Annotated in this window: 9 protein-coding genes; 2 read left to right on the forward strand and 7 right to left on the reverse strand. The window is 72.8% G+C overall.

Annotated features, from left to right (window positions below; all coding sequences use genetic code 11):
* The first annotated feature begins 188 nt into the window (after positions 1-188).
* A complete protein-coding gene (locus tag ACFYMM_RS16660; RefSeq protein WP_388386926.1) occupies positions 189-3026 on the forward strand; it encodes a lectin in 2838 nt (945 codons plus the stop codon).
* Positions 3027-3068: 42 nt separating this feature from the next.
* Here the strand turns inward: ACFYMM_RS16660 and ACFYMM_RS16665 are convergent, their stop codons facing one another.
* The 6 genes from ACFYMM_RS16665 to ACFYMM_RS16690 all read right to left on the reverse strand — a co-directional run bounded on the left by ACFYMM_RS16665 (position 3069) and on the right by ACFYMM_RS16690 (position 17763).
* Positions 3069-3506 (reverse strand): hypothetical protein, encoded by a 438-nt coding sequence (locus tag ACFYMM_RS16665; RefSeq protein WP_388386928.1) that lies wholly within the window; start codon positions 3504-3506, stop codon positions 3069-3071.
* An 84-nt stretch (positions 3507-3590) separates the two neighbouring features.
* Positions 3591-6239 (reverse strand): SpoIIE family protein phosphatase, encoded by a 2649-nt coding sequence (locus ACFYMM_RS16670; RefSeq protein WP_388387346.1) that lies wholly within the window; start codon positions 6237-6239, stop codon positions 3591-3593.
* A 186-nt stretch (positions 6240-6425) separates the two neighbouring features.
* Positions 6426-7415 (reverse strand): cytochrome c oxidase assembly protein, encoded by a 990-nt coding sequence (locus ACFYMM_RS16675; RefSeq protein WP_388386930.1) that lies wholly within the window; start codon positions 7413-7415, stop codon positions 6426-6428.
* Between the two features lie 161 nt (positions 7416-7576).
* Positions 7577-15748 (reverse strand): SDR family NAD(P)-dependent oxidoreductase, encoded by an 8172-nt coding sequence (locus tag ACFYMM_RS16680; protein WP_388386933.1) that lies wholly within the window; start codon positions 15746-15748, stop codon positions 7577-7579.
* Between the two features lie 46 nt (positions 15749-15794).
* Entirely contained in the window at positions 15795-17153 is a 1359-nt protein-coding gene (locus ACFYMM_RS16685) for a hypothetical protein (protein WP_388386935.1), read from the reverse strand.
* 118 nt (positions 17154-17271) lie between these two features.
* The gene (locus ACFYMM_RS16690; RefSeq protein ID WP_388386938.1) at positions 17272-17763 is read right to left on the reverse strand and encodes a GNAT family N-acetyltransferase; all 492 of its coding nucleotides are present in this window, start codon (positions 17761-17763) and stop codon (positions 17272-17274) included.
* A 171-nt stretch (positions 17764-17934) separates the two neighbouring features.
* On the opposite strand from ACFYMM_RS16690, the gene ACFYMM_RS16695 reads away from it, so the two are divergent.
* Positions 17935-19248 carry an alpha/beta hydrolase gene (locus tag ACFYMM_RS16695; protein ID WP_388386941.1) on the forward strand — a complete coding sequence of 438 codons (1314 nt, stop codon included), beginning with the start codon at positions 17935-17937 and terminating at the stop codon, positions 19246-19248.
* A gap of 107 nt (positions 19249-19355) precedes the next feature.
* On the opposite strand, the gene ACFYMM_RS16700 is transcribed toward ACFYMM_RS16695, so the two are convergent.
* The gene (locus ACFYMM_RS16700; protein WP_388386943.1) at positions 19356-20849 is read right to left on the reverse strand and encodes an arabinofuranosidase catalytic domain-containing protein; all 1494 of its coding nucleotides are present in this window, start codon (positions 20847-20849) and stop codon (positions 19356-19358) included.
* Positions 20850-20978 lie beyond the last annotated feature (129 nt).

Raw genomic sequence — 20978 nt, forward strand, 5'->3', positions numbered from 1 at the left:
TTGCGAACAGTGTGCTGCGACAACGTTGTCACCGTTCTCCTCCGTCCCCACTCACGGGGCTCCCACGCACATCACTCACGGGGCTCCCACGCACGTCACTCACCGGGGCTCCGCCCGCACGTCCCCACGGGCCGGCGCGCGAGCGGAGCCCGTGTGCTCCGACGCAATCCCTCAGGAGGCAGATCGCGATGTTCCCGATGCAGGCCGGCGGCCGCCGGCGTGAGACGCGAGGACGACCCGCCCGCGCCCGCCGGAGCCGAGCGGCACTCCGGGCCGCCGTCGGCGCGGCCCTGCTGGCCGGGTACGCGTCGCCCGCTCCCCTCGCCTGGGCGACGGCGCGTCCCACGGGCACGAGCGCGGCGGAACTCGTGTCCTCACCCGCGGACCTGGTCAATCCCTTCATCGGCACGACCAACGCGGCCAACGACTTCCCCGGCGCGGACGTCCCGTTCGGCATGGTCCAGTGGAGCCCCGACACGTCGTCGAGGCCGCCCGGTGGCGGATACGAGTACCACGACTCCTCGATCACCGGATTCAGCCTCACCCATATCGCCGGACCGGGCTGCCGGGCCGCCGGCGACGTGCCGGTGCTGCCCACGGTGGGTGCCGTCGACGACGCGGCGACCGACGCCTTCGCGCACGCCGACGAGTCCGCCTCGCCCGGCTCCTACAAGGTCGCACTCCGCAACAAGGTCACCACCGAACTCACCACCACCACACGCAGCGGCATGGCCCGCTTCACCTTCCCCGCGACCGCACAGGCGAACCTCCTCCTCAAACTGACCGGCAGTCAGAACAAGGCGTCCGCAACGCAGTTCGACGTCGTGTCCAGGACCGAGGTGAGCGGCCGGGTCACCAGCGGGCGCTTCTGCGGCGCGGCGAACACCTACACCGTCTACTTCGACATGGTCTTCGACCGCCCCTTCGCCTCCAGCGGCAGCACGGCGGCCCGCCCGGCGAACCCGTCCGAGCCCTCCGCCCCCCGGGCCGGCCGGAGCGATCCGGACCAGCCGGACAAGCCGCGACTGCACGGCCCGACGCCCGGGCCCGCCGACGGCACGGCGACGCCGCACGGCTCGACCGCCGCCGCGTCCGACGCCCACGTCACCTTCGACACGACCGCGCACCCGGTCGTGCAGGCCAAGGTGGGCATCTCCTACGTCTCGGTGGCGAACGCCGTCGCCAACCGCACGTCCGAGAACGCCGGCTGGAACTTCGACGCCGTCCGTGCGGCGGCCCACCGGGCCTGGGACACGGCACTCGGCAAGGTGCGGATCGCCGGTGGCACGGCGGACCAGCAGACCATGTTCTACACCGCGCTGTACCACTCACTGCTGCACCCGAACGCCATCAGTGACACCAACCGCCAGTACTACGGGTTCGACGGCAGGACGCACACGGTCGACGCCGGTCACGCCGCCGCCTACGCCAACTACTCCGGCTGGGACGTCTACCGCTCCCAGGCGCAGATCGAGGCGCTGCTGAGTCCCTCGACCGCCTCGGACACCGCCCAGTCCATGACCGACGACTACGCCCAGACGGGGATCTTCCCCAAGTGGTCGGAGAACGACGGCGAGTCGTACATCATGGTCGGTGACCCGGCGGCGGCGATCATCGCCGACTACTACGCCTTCGGTGCCCGCGGCTTCGACGCCTCGAAGGCGCTGGCCGGTCTGCTGAGACAGGCGAGCACCGCGAACAACGACCGACCGGGCCTCCACTACCTGGACGATCCGGGCTACGAACCCCATGACGGCACCTACGGCTGCTGCAACTTCTACGGCCCGGTGGCCACCACCCTGGAGTACGGAGCCGCCGACTTCGCGCTCTCCGCCTTCGCCGGCGCACTCGGCGACAGCGCGAGCCGGCAGAAGTACGCCCGTCGCGCGCAGGACTGGCGCAACACGGTGAACCCGGCCTCCGGCTTCGTCCAGCCCCGTGCCGGCAACGGCACCTGGACCAGCGGCTTCTCCCCGACCAACGGCACCGACATGGTGGAGGCCGACTCGTGGATCTACTCGGGCATGGTGCCGTTCGACCTGGCCGGGCTGGCCACCGCGAAGGGCGGCGACACGGTGATGGCCCACTACCTCGACACCGTGTTGCGCAGCTACACCGGCGCGAACGGATACGCCCGGGTCGGCAACGAACCGAGCATCGAACTGCCCTGGGAGTACGACTACGTCGGCCGCCCCTACAAGACGCAGTCGACGGTGCGCTCCATCCAGGACCGGATCTGGTCGAACACTCCCGGCGGTCTCGCCGACGGCAACGACGACCTCGGCGAGATGAGCGCCTGGTACGTCTGGTCCGCCCTGGGCATGTACCCGATGACGCCGGGCACCTCGGACCTCGCCCTCGGGTCGCCGGTGTTCCCCCAGGCCGTGATCACCCTGCCGTCCGGCAAGACCTTGACGATCGACGGCGTGGGCGCGGCGGACGACGCTCCCTATGTCCGGTCGGCGACGTTCGACGGGGCGGCGTGGAACAACGCCTACGCCCCCACGAGCGCGATCACCTCCGGGGGAACGCTCAGCTATACGCTCGGCACCACCGCGAACACCGGCTGGGCCACGAGCCCTTCGGCGGCCCCGCCGTCCTACCCCGGTGACACCGCGGGCCCCGGGAAGCCGCGGGTGGGGCCTGTCGGCTCAGGCGTCAGCGCCGCCCTGTGCGTCGACGACGCCGGCTCCGGTACGGCCGATCACACCGCGATCCGGCTGTGGACCTGCAACGGCACCTACGCCCAGGACTGGACGGTCGCGGCCGACGGCACCCTGCGCACGCTCGGCAAGTGTCTCGACGTGACGAGCAGCGGGACCACCGACGGCACCCTCGTCCAGCTGTACACCTGCAACGGCACCGGCGCCCAGGGCTGGACGGTGGGCGCCGACGGCTCCCTGAGGAACACCAACTCCGGCCTGTGCCTGGCCGACCCCGACTCCTCCACGACGGAAGGCACCCGACTGCAGATCCGCACCTGCGACGGATCCACCGCCCAGCGGTGGACGCCGCCGCAGGCCTGACACCCGGCCGGCGGGGCCGTCCTCCCTCCCCGCCGCCACCGGTCAGCGCACGTGCACGGTCCTTGCCGGTGTGGTGATGTCCGCGTAGGGGTGGCCGCCGCGCGGGCCGTCGACGCCGTAGAGCACGCCGCGGAACTGCACGACGCCGCGGTGGCGGACCTCGATCCTCGCGTCCACCTTGGCGTCCCGCTCGGTGACGTCCACGACCCGGCCGCACGCGACGGTGTGCCACGCGCCGCGCGTCCCCGTGCGCTCCTGCGCGCAGAACTTCGCGAACCACACCGCGTCGCTGTTGCCTGATCCCTTCACATGGACGGTGTGTCCGACCCGGACGGTGCCAGGCGACGCGGTCAGGTCGACACTGCCCTTGGCGAACGCCGGCGTCACCGCCAGTACGACCGCGGCCGTACCCAGCGCGCCCACCGCCGCGGCCCTGGCTCCCGTGCGCCGGATGCCGGACCGGCCGATACCACGATTCATCTCGTCCTCCCCCATAGGTTGCTGTCACCGCACAAGAGGGCGATTCCGGCCCGCCGGTTGCTTGCCGCAACCGGCGCTTTCCGGTCATTCCGCAGGCCACTCCGAGAGGTCCGGCAGGGCCACCTCGGCCCAGATCACCTTGCCCTGGGGGGTGTACCGGGTGCCCCAGCGCTCGGTCATCTGCGAGACCAGGAACAGGCCCCGGCCGCCCTCGTCGGTCGTCGCGGCGTACCGCAGATGCGGGGAGGTGCTGCTGCCGTCGGCGACCTCGCAGACCAGCGAGCGGTCGCGGATCAGCCGCACCCGGACCGGATCGGAGCCGTAGCGGATGGCGTTGGTGATCAGCTCGCTCAGCACGAGTTCCATGCCGAAGCCCAGCTCGGACAGGCCCCATTCGTCCAGCCGGCCGGAGACCGCGGCACGCATCCGGGACACGGCGGCCGGATCCCGGGGCACGTCCCAGTCGGCCACGTTCTCCGGCGGCAGCGCCCGGGTGCGTGCGACGAGCAGCGCGACGTCGTCCTTGGATCCCTCGGGCAGCAGTTCGTCCAGCACCGCCTGGCAGGTCTCCTCGGGCGGCCGGTCGGGGCGGCCGGCCACCGCCCGCCGCAGCAGCTCCATGCCCACGTCCAGGTCACGGTTGCGGTCCTCGATGAGGCCGTCGGTGTACAGCACGAGCTGACTGCCCTCGGGAAGGTCCACTTCCGCCGTCTGGAACGGCATGCCGCCCAGACCCAGCGGCGGGCCGGCCGGCACGTCGGGGAAGGCGGCGGAGCCGTCGGGGTGGACCAGCACGGGCGCCAGGTGTCCGGCGCGCGCCATGACGCAGCGGCGGCCGACCGGGTCGTAGATCGCGTACAGACAGGTGGCGCCCACGATCTCGCCGGCCGTCTGCGCGCAGGCCTCGTCCTGGTCGATGCGGCCGACCAGGTCGTCCAGGTGGCTGAGCAGTTCGTCCGGTGGCAGGTCGAGGGCGGAGAAGTTGTGCACCGCGGTCCGCAGCCGGCCCATCGTCGCGGCGGCGTGCAGGCCGTGCCCGACGACATCGCCCACGGCCAGCGCGACCCGGCTCCCCGGCAGGGGGATCACGTCGAACCAGTCCCCGCTCACGCCCGACTGGGCGGGCAGATAGCGGTAGCCGACGTCCAGGGCGCTCTGTTCGGGCAGCGCCCGCGGCAGCAGGCTGCGCTGGAGGGTGACCGCCATGGCGTGCTCGCGGGCGTACCGGCGGGCGTTGTCGATGCTGACGGCGGCGCGGGCCACGAGTTCGTCGGCGAGCGACAGCTCCTCCTCGGTGAACGGCTCCCGTTTGGCACGCCAGAAGTTGGCCATGCCGAGGACGACGCCACGGGCCTGGATCGGTGCGGCGATCAGCGAGTGGATGCCGTAGTCCACGATCTGCCGGGCCCGCGCCGGATCCTGTGCGTGCCAGCCGTTCGCGGTCGACAGGTCGGTCGCCAGCTCGGAGTGGCCGGCGTCGAAGCCGCGCGCCTGCGGGGTGGAGGGCAGGAAGTCGATCAGCCGGCCCTTCTCGTAGAGCGGATGGTCGTCCCGGATGCCGTGCACGGCGACGCGCCGCATGTCCGTCGCGGTGGGGGCGGGCTCCTCGCCGTGCAGCACGGGGTCGGCGAGGTCCACGGTGACGAAGTCGGCGAAGCGGGGGACGGCGACCTGGGCCAGCTCGTCCGCCGTGCGGATCACGTCGAGGGTGGTGCCGATGCCGAGTCCCGCGTCGTAGAGCAGCTCCAGCCGTTCCCGCGCCACCTCGGCCCTGCCGGACACCGCCTGGAGTTCGGTGGAGTCGCGGAGCGTCACCACGGTTCCCCTGGGGCCTCCGACCCGGTCGGTGGGGCGCTGATTGACCGCCAGCAGCCGGCTCCCGGCGAAGTGCACCTCGTCGGTGGCCACACGGCCGGAGACGAGCAGCTCCGTCATGGCGGGGTCAAGACCCGACAACTCCAGCACATGCCGCCCCTCGGCCTCCAGGGGTATCTCCAGCAGCCGTCTGGCCTCGTCGTTGGCGAGCAGCAGCCGCCCGTTGTCGTCGACGATGAGCACACCCTCCCGCACCGAGTGCAGCACCGTGTCGTGGTGCTCGTACATGCGGGTCATCTCGTCCGGGGCCAGGCTGTGGGTCTGCCGCCGCAGTCGCCTGCCCACCAGCGCCGTGCCCGTGGTGGACACCGCGAGTGCTCCGGCCCCGGCGGCCAGGATGATCGGCAGCTGCCGGTCCACCTCGTTGGTCACGTTCCTGACCTTCAGTCCGGCGGAGACGAGGGCCGTCACCCTGCCGTGGGTGTCGTCGATGGGAACGGTCGCCTGCTCCTCGTGGCCGAGCGGGCCGTGGACGCTCTCGGTGTAGACCTTGCCGGCCAGTGACGGACCGATCCTGCCGACGAACCGCTTACCGATCTTGCTGGGCATGGGGTGGGTGTAGCGGATGCCCCTGGTGTTCATGACCACGATGAAGTCCACGCCCGCGCTCCTGCGGCCGGCCTCGGTGAGCGGCTGGAGCACCTTCGAGGGGTCGGGGGTGCGCAGCGCCTGGAGGATGCCCGGCGAGTGCGCGAAGGTCTCGGCGACCGCTATCGACCGGCGCCGGGCCTCCGTGCCGGTGTCACGTTCGGACTGGAGGACGAGCGCGAAGACGGCGCAGACCACGAGCGCCACCACCAGCGCGGCCTGCAGGACGAAGACCTGTCCGGCGACGCTGCGGGGGCTCTTGCCGATCATCGACCGCATGGAGATGCGTCCGAATCGGGCAAATCGGTCCGACATGCGGCATTTGTATCACCGAGGCATTCCGGTGGCTATGCCCGTTCCATGAGATGGACAACCCAGGGTCGGCTCGTACGTCACAGCAGTCACTCAGGCCTCTGGCGATTCGCCTTCCCTTACTCGCGTTCCCTTACGGTCGGGTCAGCGTTCGGGCCGTTGCTGCCGGACGCGCTGGGCGACCGCGCTGTTCTCGGTCTCCCACCAGGGGCGCACCAGGTCCGGGGCCGGGGTGTCCTCGGCGGCGGGGGCGGCGGTGGCCACCGCGGGGACCAGTTCGGCCTCCAGCCGGCGGTCCAGCGCGGCGGCACCGACGCGTTCGGCGCGCGCCCACTGCACGAGGATCGCCAGCAGGAAGGGCAGCGCCACCAGTTCGGCGATGCTGATCATCGCGCCGCCGCCGAGCTGCTGGTCGTGCTGGACGTCCGGCGCCCAGGACGGGGCGTGGTGCAGGTACCAGGCGCCGGCGATCAGCGTGCCATGAGTCATCACCACGATGCCGGGCACGGCGTCCACGATCCCGTCGAGGAACACCAGCGCCGCCCGCACGGGATGCGTGCACCAGGCGGGCAGGGTCTCCTCGCGGGTGAGCACCGGCACCACGAACAGACAGCCGGCGAGCAGCAGGTGCAGGTACATCACCTCGTGCAGCCAGCTGTGCCGCAGCGCCGTCTCGAAGTACGGCGTGAAGTACACCGACAGCTCGGTCGCGAGCACCAGGGCCGTACTGACCAGCGGGAACGTGAGCAGGTGGACGAGACGCCGGCCCATCGCGCCCCGCACCCGGGCCGCGGCGCGCTCGGGCAGCGCGCGCACGGCGAGCCCCAGCGGGTCGCCGAGGGCCAGGCCGAGCGGCGCCACCAGATCGAGAAGGATGTTCTGGACGGCGGCCGGCCAGAACAGCACGCGGTCGTACACCGCGAGGGCGGACATCGTCGCGACGGCGAGCGTCCCGAGGCCCAGCAGCGCGAACGCGGCGACGCGAGGCACGGGCCAGGGGTCGCCCCGCCGTCGCAGCCGCAGCACGCCCCACCCGTACAGGGCGCCGAGCGCGACGACGAGCAGCAGCGCCGGCACATCCACCTGCCAGGACGAGAGCAGCCGCCCTGTCGTCAGTTCCGGCAGACTCGCCATCGCGCGCTCCTTCCACGGCACATCGGGCCCCCGCCGGACCCGCCGAGGAACCCTACGCCCGGTGCTCCCCCGGGCCTCGGCAGGGGGCGCCCCGAACAACCCCCGTCATACCTGATTCATACCGAATACATACCCGTGGCCTCGGGCGGGCGGACGCCGGGTCACGGCCGGCCGGTGAGCCAGTCGTGCACGGCGAGAGCGGTGGTCCGGGCGTGCTCCTCCAGGACGGTGAAGTGGTCACCGGGCACGGTGACTTCCCGGTGCGGCAGACGCCACGGCGAGGGCGGCTCGACACCCGGCAGGGCCTCCCGGGCCCGGACGAACAGCGTGGGAGCCGACAGGGCGGCCGGTTCCCAGCCGGCGTACAGCTCCAGATAACCGGCCATCGCGGTGAGCCGCTCGGTCTCGGCCGAGGCGAACCCCGCCGCCTTGTCGAGCATTCCGGCCGTCATCGCGGACAGCGCGGGTCCGTCGTACGGGTCGGGCGGGTAGGTGTCGATCAGGACGACGGCGGCCGGGGCGTGGCCCCCGCGCTCCAGATGCCCGGCCACGGCGTGCGCGACCCAGCCGCCGGCCGAGCGCCCCAGCAGGGCGAACGGCTCGTCGCCCGCGCAGGCCAGGACAGCGGCGGCCTGCGCGGACAGGAAGGCGTCCAGCGTGGCCGGCAGTGGTTCACCGGGCAGGAATCCGGGATGCGGAAGCACCGAGACCGGTCGCAGACCCTGGAGATCACGCCCGAAGCGGGTGTACTCGTGCGGCCCCGAGAGCGCGCTGAGCGCCGGGAAGCAGACCAGCCGGGGACCGGTGCCCCCGGTCGAGACGGTGACGGCCCGGGGCGGTGCGCCGAGGTCCTCGGCCGTGGCGAAGACCTCGCGCAGACGGGAGGCGACGGTCAGCACCGCCATGCCGTCCCACGCCCTGCCGACGGCGCACGCGGCGCGGAAGAGCCCGGAGACGGAGTCGGCGTCCGACGGGCGGCCGGTGGCGCCCGTCGCCTCGGAGCGGGTGCCGGCCCACCGCTTGGCCAGGTGGGAGGCGACCGCACGAGGCGTGGGGTAGTCGAACAGCAGGGTGGAGGGAAGGGACAGTTCCGTCGCCTTCTCCAGATGGTTGCGCAGTTCCACGGCCGCCAGCGAGTCGAGGCCCAGCTCGGTCAGCGTACGGTCCGCGTCGATCGCCGAACCGTCCGCGCCGTGGCCCAGCACGGCGGCCGCTTCCGCGCGTACGGCGGCCAGCAGCAGCGAGCCGCGTTCGTTCGCGTCCACGGCGGCCAGCCGGGCATGCAGCGAGCCACGACCGCCGGGCTCGGCGGGTGCCACGGAGCCGGGCCGTGCGGACCGCCGGCCCGGCAGGCGCGACAGCGGCACACCGGCCGTCCCGGCGGACCGGAAGACCGCCGGGTCCAGGCGCGCCGCGACGAGCACCGCCGTGGGGCTTGCGACGGCGGCGTCGAAGAGCGCGAGGCCCTCCTCGGTGCTCAGCGGGACGAAACCGGTACGGGCCATCCGGCGCAGATCGGCGCCGCTCAGGTGCGCCGTCATCCCGTCGCTCTGCTGCCACGGCCCCCATGCGACAGAGGTGCCGGGGAGACCGAGACGGACGCGGTGCTGCGCCAGCGCGTCCAGGACGCAGTTCGCCGCGGCGTAGTTGCCCTGGCCGCCGGAACCGAACACCCCGGCCACCGAGGAGAACAGCGCGAACACCGCCAGGTCGAGGTCCTTGGTCAGCTCGTGCAGCGCGAGGGCCGCGTCCGCCTTCGGCCGCAGCACGCCGGCCAGCCGGTCCGCGGTGAGCGCGGGGATCACACCGTCGTCCAGCACGCCCGCGGTGTGCACGACACCCGTCAGCGGGTGCGCCTCGGGGACACCGGCCAGCACGTCGGCCAGCGCCGCGCGGTCGGCGACATCGCACGCCACGACGGTCACCTCGGCGCCCAGATCGATGAGTTCCGACCGGAGTTCGCCGACACCCGGTGCGTCGGCGCCGCGCCGTCCCGCGAGCAGCAGGTGGCGGACCCCGTGCGCGACGACGAGATGGCGGGCGAGCGACCTGCCCAGCGAACCGGAACCGCCGGTGATCAGGACGGTGCCGTGGGGGTCCAGCCGACGGCCCGGCGCCGCACCGGACGCCGTCCCGGAGTCCCGGACCAGCCCCGGAACGTACACGGCTCCCCGGCGTACGGCCGTCTGCGGCTCCGTGCTCGCCACCGCCGACACCAACGCCCGCCGGGAATCGGGGTGTTCGTCCACGTCCACGAGGGTGAAGCGGCCCGGATTCTCCGTCTGGGCCGAGCGGACCAGCCCCCACACCGGCGCGTAGGCGACGGCCTCGATGCCCTCCGCGAGGCCTGCCCGGCCGTCCGCCGCCGTACTGACCGCCCTTGAGGTGACGATGACCAGGCGCGAGCCGGACAGGCGCTCCTCGGCGAGCCAGTCCTGCACGAGCCGCAGCGTCCAGGCGGCCAGACGGTGCGCGGCCAGGGCGTGGTCGGTGCCTGCCGCGACCTCGCCGAGCGGCGGGCACGGGGCGAGGACGACGGGGGGCGCGGCGGCGGCCAGCGAGGCCAGGTCCGGGTGACGCGTCGCCGTGACGCCGCCGGTGCCGAGCGCGTCGAGCAGCCGGGGGTCGGCCTCGCCCAGCACGCCCCAGGCGGCCTCGCCGGGGGACACGGCGACGGGGGAGCGGGCCGACCGCGTCCAGCCGATCCGGAACAGGCGGTCACCGAGGGCGCCGGCGGTCGTCAACTGCTCGCGGGGGAGCGGCCGCAGGGTCAGTGCGCCGACCGTGGCGACGGGCGCCCCGGTGTCGTCGGCCAGCTCAAGCGACGCACGGTTCGCCGCCCCGGGCGACATGCGCACCCGCAGCCGGCGGGCACCGGAGGCGTGCGCCCGTACCCCGCTCCAGGCGAACGGCAGCGACACCGCCCGGCCGGCGCCGGCGTCGGCGGTGGTGGCGTCGGGGACGGCGCCGGCCAGCATCATGGTGTGCAGCGCCGCGTCCAGCAGGGCCGGGTGCACGGTGAACCGGGAGGCGTCGGTGCCCGCCTCCTCCGGCAGCGCGACCTCGGCGAGGACGTCCTCGCCGAGGCGCCAGGCGGCTCGCAGACCCTGGAACACCGGGCCGTAGTCCAGTCCGAGGCGCGCGAGACGATCGTAGAACCCGCCGTCATCGTCACCGTCACCGTCCCCGTGGCCGTCGCCATCGGCGTCCGGATCCGGCTCGGTATCGAGCGGGAGCGGTACGGCACCCGCCGGAGGCCACGCACGGGGCGCGGCGGGCGCGGGGGGCCCGCCGCCTTCCGGCAGGGCCGACGGCTCGCCGGGTGCCAGGGTTCCGGTGGCGTGGCGGTGCCACGGGCCGTCGTACGCGGGCGAGTGGGGCCGGGAGTGGAACACCACGGCCCGCCGCCCCTCCCCGTCCGGTCCGGACACCTTCACCTGCACCTCGACGGCGCCGGTGGAGGGCAGCGGCAGCGGTGCCGTGAGGGTGAGTTCGTCCAGGACGCCGGCTCCCACCAGGCCACCGGCGTAAAGGGCCATCTCGACGAACGCCGTGGCGGGCAGGAGCACCGTGCCCAGCACGGCGTGGTCGGCCAGCCAGGGCTGGTCGCGCGGCGAGAGCCGCCCGCCCAGCAGCAGTCCGCCGTCGTCCGCCGTGGAGGTGACGGACCGCAGGAACGGATGGTCCCCGGCGGCCTCCGGCGACGCCGTGAGCGTCCCCGCCCGGGGAGCGTCCAGCCAGTACCGCTCCCGCTGGAAGGCGTACGTGGGAAGTGCCGTACGCCGTGCGCCGCGTCCGGCGAACACCTCCCGCCAGTCGACGCCGACACCCTGGGCGTGCAGCGCGGCCAGTGCGGTCAGGAGCGCCTCGGCCTCGGGACGGGAGCCGCGCAGGGTGGGGACGACCAGGGGCGCGGGGGCGGCGTCGGTGAGACACTCCCGAGCCATGGCCGCGAGCACACCGTCGGGGCCGAGTTCCACATAGTGCGTCGCGCCCCGTTCGCCCAGGTGGCGCATCGTGTCGGCGAAACGGACCGGTCGCCGTACGTGATCCACCCAGTGGTCCGGTGAACCGACCTCCTCGGCCGTCGCGATCCGGCCCGCCACGGCGGTCACCAGGGGCAGGCGCGGGCGGGAGTAGGCGAGCCCCCGGGCCACCTCGGCGAAGCCGGCCAGCATGGGTTCCATGCGCGGGGAGTGGAACGCGTGGCTCACGCGCAGCCGCGAGGTCTCCCGGCCCTGTTCGCGCCAGTACGCGGCGACGTCCAGCACCGCTTCCTCGTCTCCCGAGACGACCACGGAGGAGGGGCCGTTGACCGCCGCGATGTCCACCCGCCGCTCCCGGCCGGAGAGGAACGCGGCCATCTCCCGCTCGCCGGCCCGCACCGCGACCATGGCCCCGCCGGCGGGCAGCGCGCCCATCAGCCGGCCCCGGGCCGCCACCAACGTGCAGGCGTCCGGGAGGGTCAGCACCCCGGCGACATGCGCCGCCGCGACCTCGCCGACGGAGTGCCCCGCCACGATGTCCGGGCGCACCCCCCAGGACTCCAGCAGCCGGAACAGGGCGACTTCCAGGGCGAAGAGGGCCGGCTGCGCGAACAAGGTCGCGTGCAGGTCGCCGCCCGCGGACGAACCGCCCGAGTGGTGCGAGCCGTTCGAGCCGTTCGAGCCGTTCGAGCCGGCCGAGCCGTCCGAGCCGTCCGAGCCGTCCGTGGCGAACACCACGTCCCGCAGTGGCCGGGGCAGGAGCGGGTCCAGCCGCGCACAGGTCTCGTCGAAGGAACGGGCGTAGGCGGGACAGGTCTCGTACAGCTCCCGCCCCATGCCCGCACGTTGGCTGCCCTGGCCGGTGAAGAGGAAGACCACGGGCCCCTTCTGACGGGGGCCGCCGGTGCTCACTCCGGGCCGGTGGCGCCCCTCGGCCACCGCCCTGAGGGAGGCGAGCAGTGCGTCGCGGTCGCCGGCCACGAGCACCGCGCGGTGTTCGAAGGCGGCGCGGGTCGTGGCCAGGGAGAAGCCGGTGTCCACCAGGCGGGTTCCCGGGTCCGCGGCCACCGCGGCGTGCAGGCGCCCGGCCTGGGCGCGCAGCCCCGCCGCGCTCCTGGCCGAGAGCGGGAATGGCACGGCCGGCACCGGGGCCGACGGCGTCCGCCGCGGCGGGGGCGCCGTGGCGGCCGAGTCCCACGCGGGGGGCTGCTCCAGTATCACGTGCGCGTTGGTCCCGCTGATCCCGAACGCCGACACGCCCGCCCGGCGCGGCCGGCCGGTCCGGGGCCACGGCACCTGCCGGGTCAGCAGCGACACCGCGCCCGAGGACCAGTCCACCCTCGGCGTCGGCTCGTCGGCGTGCAGGGTGCGGGGCAGCACACCGTGCGCCATCGCCTGGACCATCTTCATCACGCCCGCGATGCCCGCTGCGGCCTGCGTGTGACCGATGTTGGACTTGACGGAGCCCAGCCACAGCGGGTGCCGACGGCGTCCGCCCCGGCCGTAGGCGGCGAGGAAGGCCTCCGCCTCGATGACGTCACCGAGCCGGGTCCCGGTGCCGTGCGCCTCGACAGCGTCGATCTCCTCGGGCGCCAGCCGCGCGTCGGCCAGGGCCCGCCGTATCACCCGCTGCTGGGCCGGCCCGTGCGGGGCCGTCAGACCGTTGCTGGCACCGTCCTGGTTCACCGCCGTACCGCGCACCACGGCCAGGACCGGATGTCCCGCCCGCCGCGCCTCGGACAGCCGGGTCAGCAGCACCAGGCCCGCGCCCTCGCCCCACGCGGTGCCGTCGGCCCGGGCGCCGAACGCCTTGCAGCGGCCGTCGGGGGCCAGCGCGCGCTGCCTGCTGAACTCGACGAAGGAGCCCGGCGCCGACATCACCGTCACGCCGCCCGCCAGGGCGAGGGAACACTCGCCCCTGCGCAGCGCCTGGGCCGCCAGATGCAGGGCCACCAGCGACGACGAGCACGCCGTGTCGACGGTGAGGGCGGGTCCTTCCAGACCGAAGGTGTAGGCGATACGGCCGGAGGCGACGCTTCCCGCGTTGCCGATGCCGAGGTAGCCCTCGACGTGCTCCGGCGCGGCCGGGAGCCGGCCGGCGTAGTCGCTGTACATGACGCCGGCGTACACACCCGTCGCCGTACCGCGCAGCGTGCCGGGGTCGACCCCCGCGCGCTCGAAGGCCTCCCAGGCGACTTCGAGCAGCAGCCGGTGCTGCGGATCCATCGCCAGCGCCTCACGGGGCGAGATGCCGAAGAACGCCGGATCGAAGCGGTCCACGCCGGTCAGGAAGCCGCCTTCACGGACGTACGTCCGCCCGGCCCGCCCGGGATCAGGGTCGTACAGGCCGTCCAGGTCCCAGCCCCGGTCGGCGGGGAACGGGGTGATCGCGTCGACGCCGTCGGCGACCAGCCGCCACAACTCCTCCGGGGACTCCACACCACCGGGAAAGCGGCACGCCATCGAGACGATCACCACGGGATCGTCGGAGTCGTCGGCCTCCGGCGGGTCCACGGACACGGCGCCCGTCCGCTCCCCGGTCAGTCCCGCGCGCAGATGCGCGGCCATCTCGGCCGCCGTCGGAAAGTCGAAGGCGACGGCCTCGGACAGGGCGAGACCGGTGGCCGCCGCCAAGCGCCGGCGCAGCACGGTCGACGACAGCGAGTCGAGGCCGAGATCACGGAACGCGGTCTGCGGTTCCACGTCGTCGGCAGCGCAGTCGAGTACGGCGGCGACCTCCTCCCGGACGAGGGCGAGCAGGTCCGCCGTCGTACGGCCGGGGCGGGGGGCGGCCACCGCCGCCAGGAGCCGCGCGGGCGCGTCGGCGAGCGCGTACCGCCTGGGCTTGCCCGACGCCGTGCGCGGAATCCCCGCCACCTCGTACAGGTCGGCGGGAACCTTGAACGGTGCGAGGCGGGCGCGGCACGCGGCGAGGATCCGTCGGCGGTCGAGCCCGCCGGCCCGCTCGGCCACCAGGTAGGCGACCGGTACCTCACCGAGCACGTCGTCGTGCCGCCCCACCACGGTGGCGTCCGCGACCTCCGGGAGATCGAGCAGCGCCGCCTCCACCTCGGACGGGTGGATGTTCTCCCCGCCACGGATGATCAGCTCGCTGACCCGGCCGGTGATGGTGAGTTCGCCACGGGCGTCGATCCGGGCGAGGTCACCGGTGCGGTACCACCCCTCGCGCAGGGCGTCGGCGGTGTCGTCGGGCCGGTTGTGGTAGCCGGCCATGACGCCGGGCCCGCTGATCCACAACTCCCCTTCGTCCCCTTCGCCCGCGGTCCCGTCCTCGTCGCCGATCCGCGCCCGGACCCCGGGAATCACCCGGCCGCACGATCCCGGTGTCCGGGAGACGCCCGGCGCCGTCATCGTGACGGGCCCCGTCTCGGTGCTGCCGTAGTGTTCGAGGAACGGGACGCGGCAGATCTCCTCGAAGGACCGCTGGAAAGCGGGCGGGGCCGCGGCACCCCCGCTGACACAGCCCCGCAGGGCGGGCGCCCGCAACCCTTCGCCGCGCACCGCGTCGAGGAGCCTGGCGTACGTCGTCGGCACACCGGCCATCAGGGTGCACGGGTCCTGCGTCCGCCGCAGTTCGCCGAGCACGTCCTCGACCGAGAACCGCGGCAGGATGCGGGCACCCGCGCCGGTCGCGGTCACCCCGATGACGCACATGACCTGGCTCATGGCGTGATGCAGGGGGAGCGGCCACAGCAGCCGGTCGTCGGCGGACAACCCGAACACCGAGACCAGGCCCGCCGCGACCGACCACAGACGGTTGCGCTGCGTGGAGAGCACACCCTTGGGCGTGCCCGTCGACCCCGAGGTGTACAGCAGCCAGGCCACCTCGTCGAGCCCGAGGTCGTCCGGCGCGGACACGGACGGCTCGGTCGTGACCATGTCCGCGTAGCCGGGCGTACGACCCGTTCCGGCACCGTCCACCGGTACGACGGCGAGGTGCGGACGCCCGTCGAGCAGCGGCCGCAGCCGGACCAGCCCGGACCGGTCGGTGAAGACCACCCGGGCGGCGCTGTCGTCCAGCATGTGGGCGAGTTCCGCGTCGGAGGCGCGAGCGTCCATCGGTACGCCGACCGCCCCGGCCCGGGTGACGGCGAGCAGACTCTCCACCGCCTCGACGCGGTTGCCGAGGAGGATCGCCGCGCGCTCGCCGTGGCGCAGACCGAGTCCGGCCAGATGGCCGGCCAGCCGTCCGGTTCTGCGCTCCAACTCCGCGTACGTCAGCCGCAAGTGGGAGTCCTGGAAGGCGACCTTCTCGGCGAAGCGCAGCGCGTTCTCCCGCAGCAGTTCCGGAAGGGGCCTGAGGAGGTCTGCGCCGATCGGCTTCACTGACTGCGTTCTTCCTTTGTGCGAAGGGGAGTCGGGCGGGCCGTCGTCAGCCGGTCACCAGGGTCCAGTGCATGTCGTGGAGCGTCTGCCCGATCGGCACGTAGTACACGCCGGCCAGGCACCACGGCGCCCTGCGGTGACCGTCGAGGACGGTGTTCGGGTTGTACGCGGGCGGGCAGGTGACGGTGCGGTCGAGGGCGGTGATCATTCCGCGTGCCTCGTCGGCCGTGTGGTTGCGGACGGGGGCGAACACCGGCCCGCCGCTGTCGCCGTTGAGCGCGGCGACACCGCCCGGAGTCGCGGAAGTGGCGTAGGCGAGGTCGACGTCGGGGCGGTAGACATGGTTCGGTCCGGTGACACCGATGTCGGTCTGCGCGATCCGTACACCGCAGTGCACACCGCCGTTGGCGCCGTCGGTGCACACGTAGTCGCCGACGTTGTTGTGGCCCCAGCCGACGAGGGGTTTGGCGTAACCGTCGGTGCGGCTCGCGGGGCCGTCGTAGAGCCGGCCGCTGACCTGCCGCGACGGCACCTTGATGCCCACCACGTCGTCCTGCGCGGATTCCTGGGTCGCGTCCGTGGTGCCGACGAGGTCGCCGCCGGACCAGGTCGTCCACCGGCCGCCGGCGGCGGAGCCGCAGTGGTAGGCCGAGGTGAGCATGGACTGGCCGGCGGCGTTCCGCACGCCGTAGGAGCCGGAGCAGATGCCCCCGCCGGGGTTGTGCAGGGCCGAGGCTCCGGTCCAGGGCGACTGGTCGTGCTGCCGGGAGGCCAGGTCGACGCTCTGCAGCCGGTGGATCGCGGCGACGTGGATCCCCGCCAGACGGGCGGCGGCCGTCGCGACCCGCCGGGGGACGTTTCCGCCCGTGATGGCCAGGGGGCTCTTCGTCCGGTCGCCCACGGCCTCGTAGCCGACCTCCAGGCCGCTGCCGTCCACCGCGGGGCCGATGCTGGTGATGTGGACGGGCGCCGAGGTCCCGGCGATCCGCAGGTTCATCGAGGTCCGGCTGCGCAGCAATTTCGCACGGGCGGCGTGGAGTTCGGCCTTGGAGTAGCGGGCGTGCTCGACTTCGGCCCGCACACCGTGGGGGAGCCGGGCGAGGATGTGCCGGACCCGCTGCGGCGGGGCGCCCTTCCAGTACAGGCGCAGGAGGTTGTGGTCGGGGTCGACCGCGATGTCGGTGAAACCGGGTATTCGCGCGCGGCCCGACTCGGAGAGGCCCTCGGTGATGCGATCGGCGACGGCGTCGAGAACCTGCTGCCGGTCGTCGATCCGCGTGGCCGTCCGAACGGCCGGCGCGGGCGAGGCGCCCGCCAGGTGCGGGACGGCGAACGACGCCGCCACGGCTACGGCCGCCACCGGCAGGACCATCGCCAACCACCGGTGGCGCGCGGCGTGCTTCATGTGCGGTGCCTCTCTGCTGGGCCCAGTGTGAGGTGTGCATGCTCTTACGCGAGAGGCCCGTGAGACAAAGCGGAAGTATCCCCTCCTACGGCCCCGTCGAGACGTTCTTACGTCGTCCTTACGTCACGTCGCGCTCGTACCAGAGGCCCTGCTTGCCGCCGAGCCCGGCCGGATCGGCCGGGCCTACCAGGGTGAACCCCGCTTTGGCGAGAACTCTCTGGGACGCGGTGTTCTGGCGGGAGGTGCCCGCCCGCAGCGTGCGCAGCCCGTGCCGGGCCGCCGCCAGCCCGCACAGCTCCAGGACGGTCGCGGTCGCCACGCCCCGACCGGTGACGTGCTGCGCGACCCGGTAGCCGAGTACGGCGGTGCCGTCCGAGAGGTCGTAGAGGTTGAACCGGCCCAGAACCGAGCCGTCCTCGGCGACGAGCAGGTAGAAGACGCTGATGCCGGCGTCCTGCTCGGCCAGCAGAGCGCGGTGCCGCTCGGCGTACCGGTCGAAGAAGTCGTCGCCGCGATCGGAGACCGACGCGGCGAAGTAGGCTCGGTTCGCCAGTTCGAAGGCCAGCACCGCCGGCGCATGGGAAGCGTGCAGTTGCTGCAGTCCGGGCATCGGCCGACCCTACCGCCGCATGCCGCGCGGGAAGGTGTGAGATCCCTCGGGAAAGCAAGAATTGCCCGTGATTTGTCCCCCTCGGCGTTCGTTGGGGAACGCGGAGGGCTCCGCGGCCCTCTTTCTGGGTGAAGGAAACCGAACGGGCAAGGAAAGCGGGGACTGAGTGCCATGGGTTTGACCAGCGAGACGACCGTGTACGTGTTGGCGGCCGTCGCCGCCGGCTGCGTGGCGCTGCTGGTCTGGGTGTGGCCGCGGCTGGCCAGTGCGGGGCTGTGGCAGGTGCTGGGGCGGCTGGCGGCCATCGGGGTGACCCAGGTGACGATCCTCGCTGCGTTCGCCTGCGCGCTGAACTCGTCGTACCAGTTCTTCGGGTCGTGGGGCGAGTTGTTCGGCAACGTCGACACCGCCCCGGTGGGTCTGACGCAGGCGGCCGGCAGCGGTGGCCTGGGCACGATCGACGGTGTCTCCGTGAAGGGGGCGCTCGTACAGCCCGCCGGCGACGAGCAGCTGAAGGGGGTCAGCGGACTGCCCACCGGTCCCGCCGCCGTGAACGGACAGGTGGAGTCGGTGAAGGTCATCGGCCGCCGCACGGGCGTGGTCGACCCGGCGTTCGTCTACCTGCCCCCGCAGTACTTCCAGAAGGCCTACCAGTTGCAGCGTTTCCCGGTGATCGTCGCGCTCAGCGGCTACCCGGGCAGCATCTTCAACCTCGCGCAGCACCTGCGGGTGTCGCAGATCGCCGGGCAGCTGCAGAAGAGCGGCCGGATGCAGCCGACCATCGTGGTGATGATCCGGCCGACGGTCGCCCCGCCGCGCGACACCGAGTGCGTGGACGTCCCGGGCGGCCCGCAGACCGAGACCTTCCTGGCCCAGGACCTCCCCGACGCCCTGAGGTCCGCCTACCGGGTGGGCCACGACGCCAACGCCTGGGGCGTCATGGGCTACTCCTCCGGCGCCACCTGCTCCCTGCAGCTGGCGATGCGCGACCCGCACGTGTACAGCGCCGCGGCCGCCCTGTCGCCCGACTACAAGATCAAGGAAGACCCCACCACCGGCAACCTCTTCGGCAGTGGACCGGGCCGTGTCAAGCAGATCAACGAGCACGATCTGATGTGGCGGCTCCAGCACCTGCCGGTGCCCCAGGTGTCCGTCCTGGTCGCCGAGAGCAAGCACGGCGAGCGCGGCTACGCGCAGACGGTGGCCTTCATCAAGGCCGTCAAGGCACCCATGCGGGTCGCGTCGATCCTGCCGGAGCAGGGCAGCCACAACTTCCCGACCTGGGTACGGGAGATGCCCGCCGCCCTGACGTGGATGAACCAGCAGCTCACCTTCCCCCAGGACTTGGCGATCCGTCACCACCCGAAGCAGAAGGCACCGGCCGCCACCGGCCGGCCCGCCCCGGGCAGGTCCACGCCGGGCCACACCAGCAGCGTGCGGGCCGCGGGCCCGGAGCCCACGCCCACCGAGGGCCGGCGCAGGTGACGGACGGCCGATCCGCCGGGGCGCCGACGGCCCCGGTGTCCCGGTCATGAAACGGTGGCCCGCCGGCGGGAAGGGCCGGCGGGCCACCGATGACTCGATGGATCGGGTCAGGGAGCGATGTTCCACTGCTGGCAGGTGTTGTCGAGCTGCTGCCACTGACGGACCGCGGTCCCGTTGGCGGTGCCGCAGTTCGCGACGTCCAGCGTCATACCGGTGTTGACATTGGTGAGTGTGTAGTGGGTGCCGACATGGGTGACGTCCCACTGCTGGCAGGTGTTGCCGAGCGAGGCCCACAGCTGGACGGCCGTGCCGTTGCTCTGCCCGCAGTTCTTGTCGTCCAGGACCGTGCCGCTGTTCACGTTGGTGATCGTGTAGTGGCCGTTGCCCGCGGAGGCGAACTTCCACTGCTGGCAGGTGTTGCCGAGCGACGCCCAGATGTCCACTGCGGTCCCGTTGCCCGTACCGCAGTTCACCGCGTCCAGGACCTTGCCGGAGTTGGTGTTCGTCAGCCGGTAGGCGGTGCCGGTGACCGGGAAGGTGGCGGCCGGGGTGGTGTAGCCGACGGAGGTGACGTTGGCCTGCACGGCGTTGTCGGCCGCGTCGGTCGGGTAGCCGGAGGTCATGACGCCCTCGAAGAAGGAGCCGTCGGACCCGTTGCTGTCGTCACCGCCGGTGCCGAGGACGATGGCGCCCTCCAGGTGCATCGGGGTGTAACCGCCGATGTTGGGAAGGGCCCCGCTGTACCAGGTGGTCAGTGAGCCCGACTGCGCGTTGCCGCCCTTGATCGCGTAGGTCGTCGTGCCGTTGTTCTTCTCCATGGCGGTGACGTACTCGCTGGAGTTGCCCTTGTTGTTCGTGTCCGAGCCGTTGGCACCGGCGAACAGGCCGTTCTCCAGGTCTGCCTGGACCCACGGGCCCGATCCGGAGCAGGGGGAGAACCAGCACTCCGTGCCGAAGTTGATCGCGTCCATGTGGCCGTTGCCGGTGTCGGTGGTGGACGTCTCGGCGTTGCCGTAGTCGAAGCAGCACCGGTTGTTGACGTGGTGGCCGCTGGTCACCATGTACGCGCCTTCGGGAGAGCCGCCGGTGGCGATGCCCTTCGTGCTGTTGTTCCGGTAGCCGACGCCCGCGGACACGAAGACGCCGTACGCCGCGTGGCCGCCGACCGTGACCGGCAGGGCGTTGGCGATCGCGCCGACGTCCTGTCCGCCGTTGCCGCCCGGACCCTCGATGGTCAGGTCGTTGTGGTTCGCGCTCTGGTCGTAGATCTTGGTGATGACGCAGGTCGTGCCGGAACAGAAGGAGTCCTGTGCCGCGGCGTTGGCATAGCCGCCGGCGCTGAGCACACCGATGTCGGTGGTGGCGCCGTCCGAGGCTCGCTTGACCTGGTAGAGAGCGCCGTTGTAGGAGCCGAAGAGCGCCCGCGTCGTGCTGTGCGCGGCGGCGCACGGCGTCCCCGCGGAGGCGTAGATGTCGCAGGGCAGGGACGAGGCGGCCTGCGCCGTGCCGGCGCCGACGGCCCCGACGAGGATGCCGGCGACGAGTGCGAGGACCGCGCCCACCACCCTCAGCCGGAGCCCGCTCAGATGTCTGGCTGTCACTGTGAACCTCTTCCTCTTGCGCCTGTTCAGCGGGGGATTGTGAGCGCTAACAATCAAGGCACTCGCTTGGCGCCACTCATCCGAGTAGCGGGGGGACGGGGGTGCGGCCGGCCTGTGGGCTGCTCTGGT

Source organism: Streptomyces sp. NPDC006739, assembly GCF_042869815.1.
Lineage (GTDB): Bacteria > Actinomycetota > Actinomycetes > Streptomycetales > Streptomycetaceae > Streptomyces.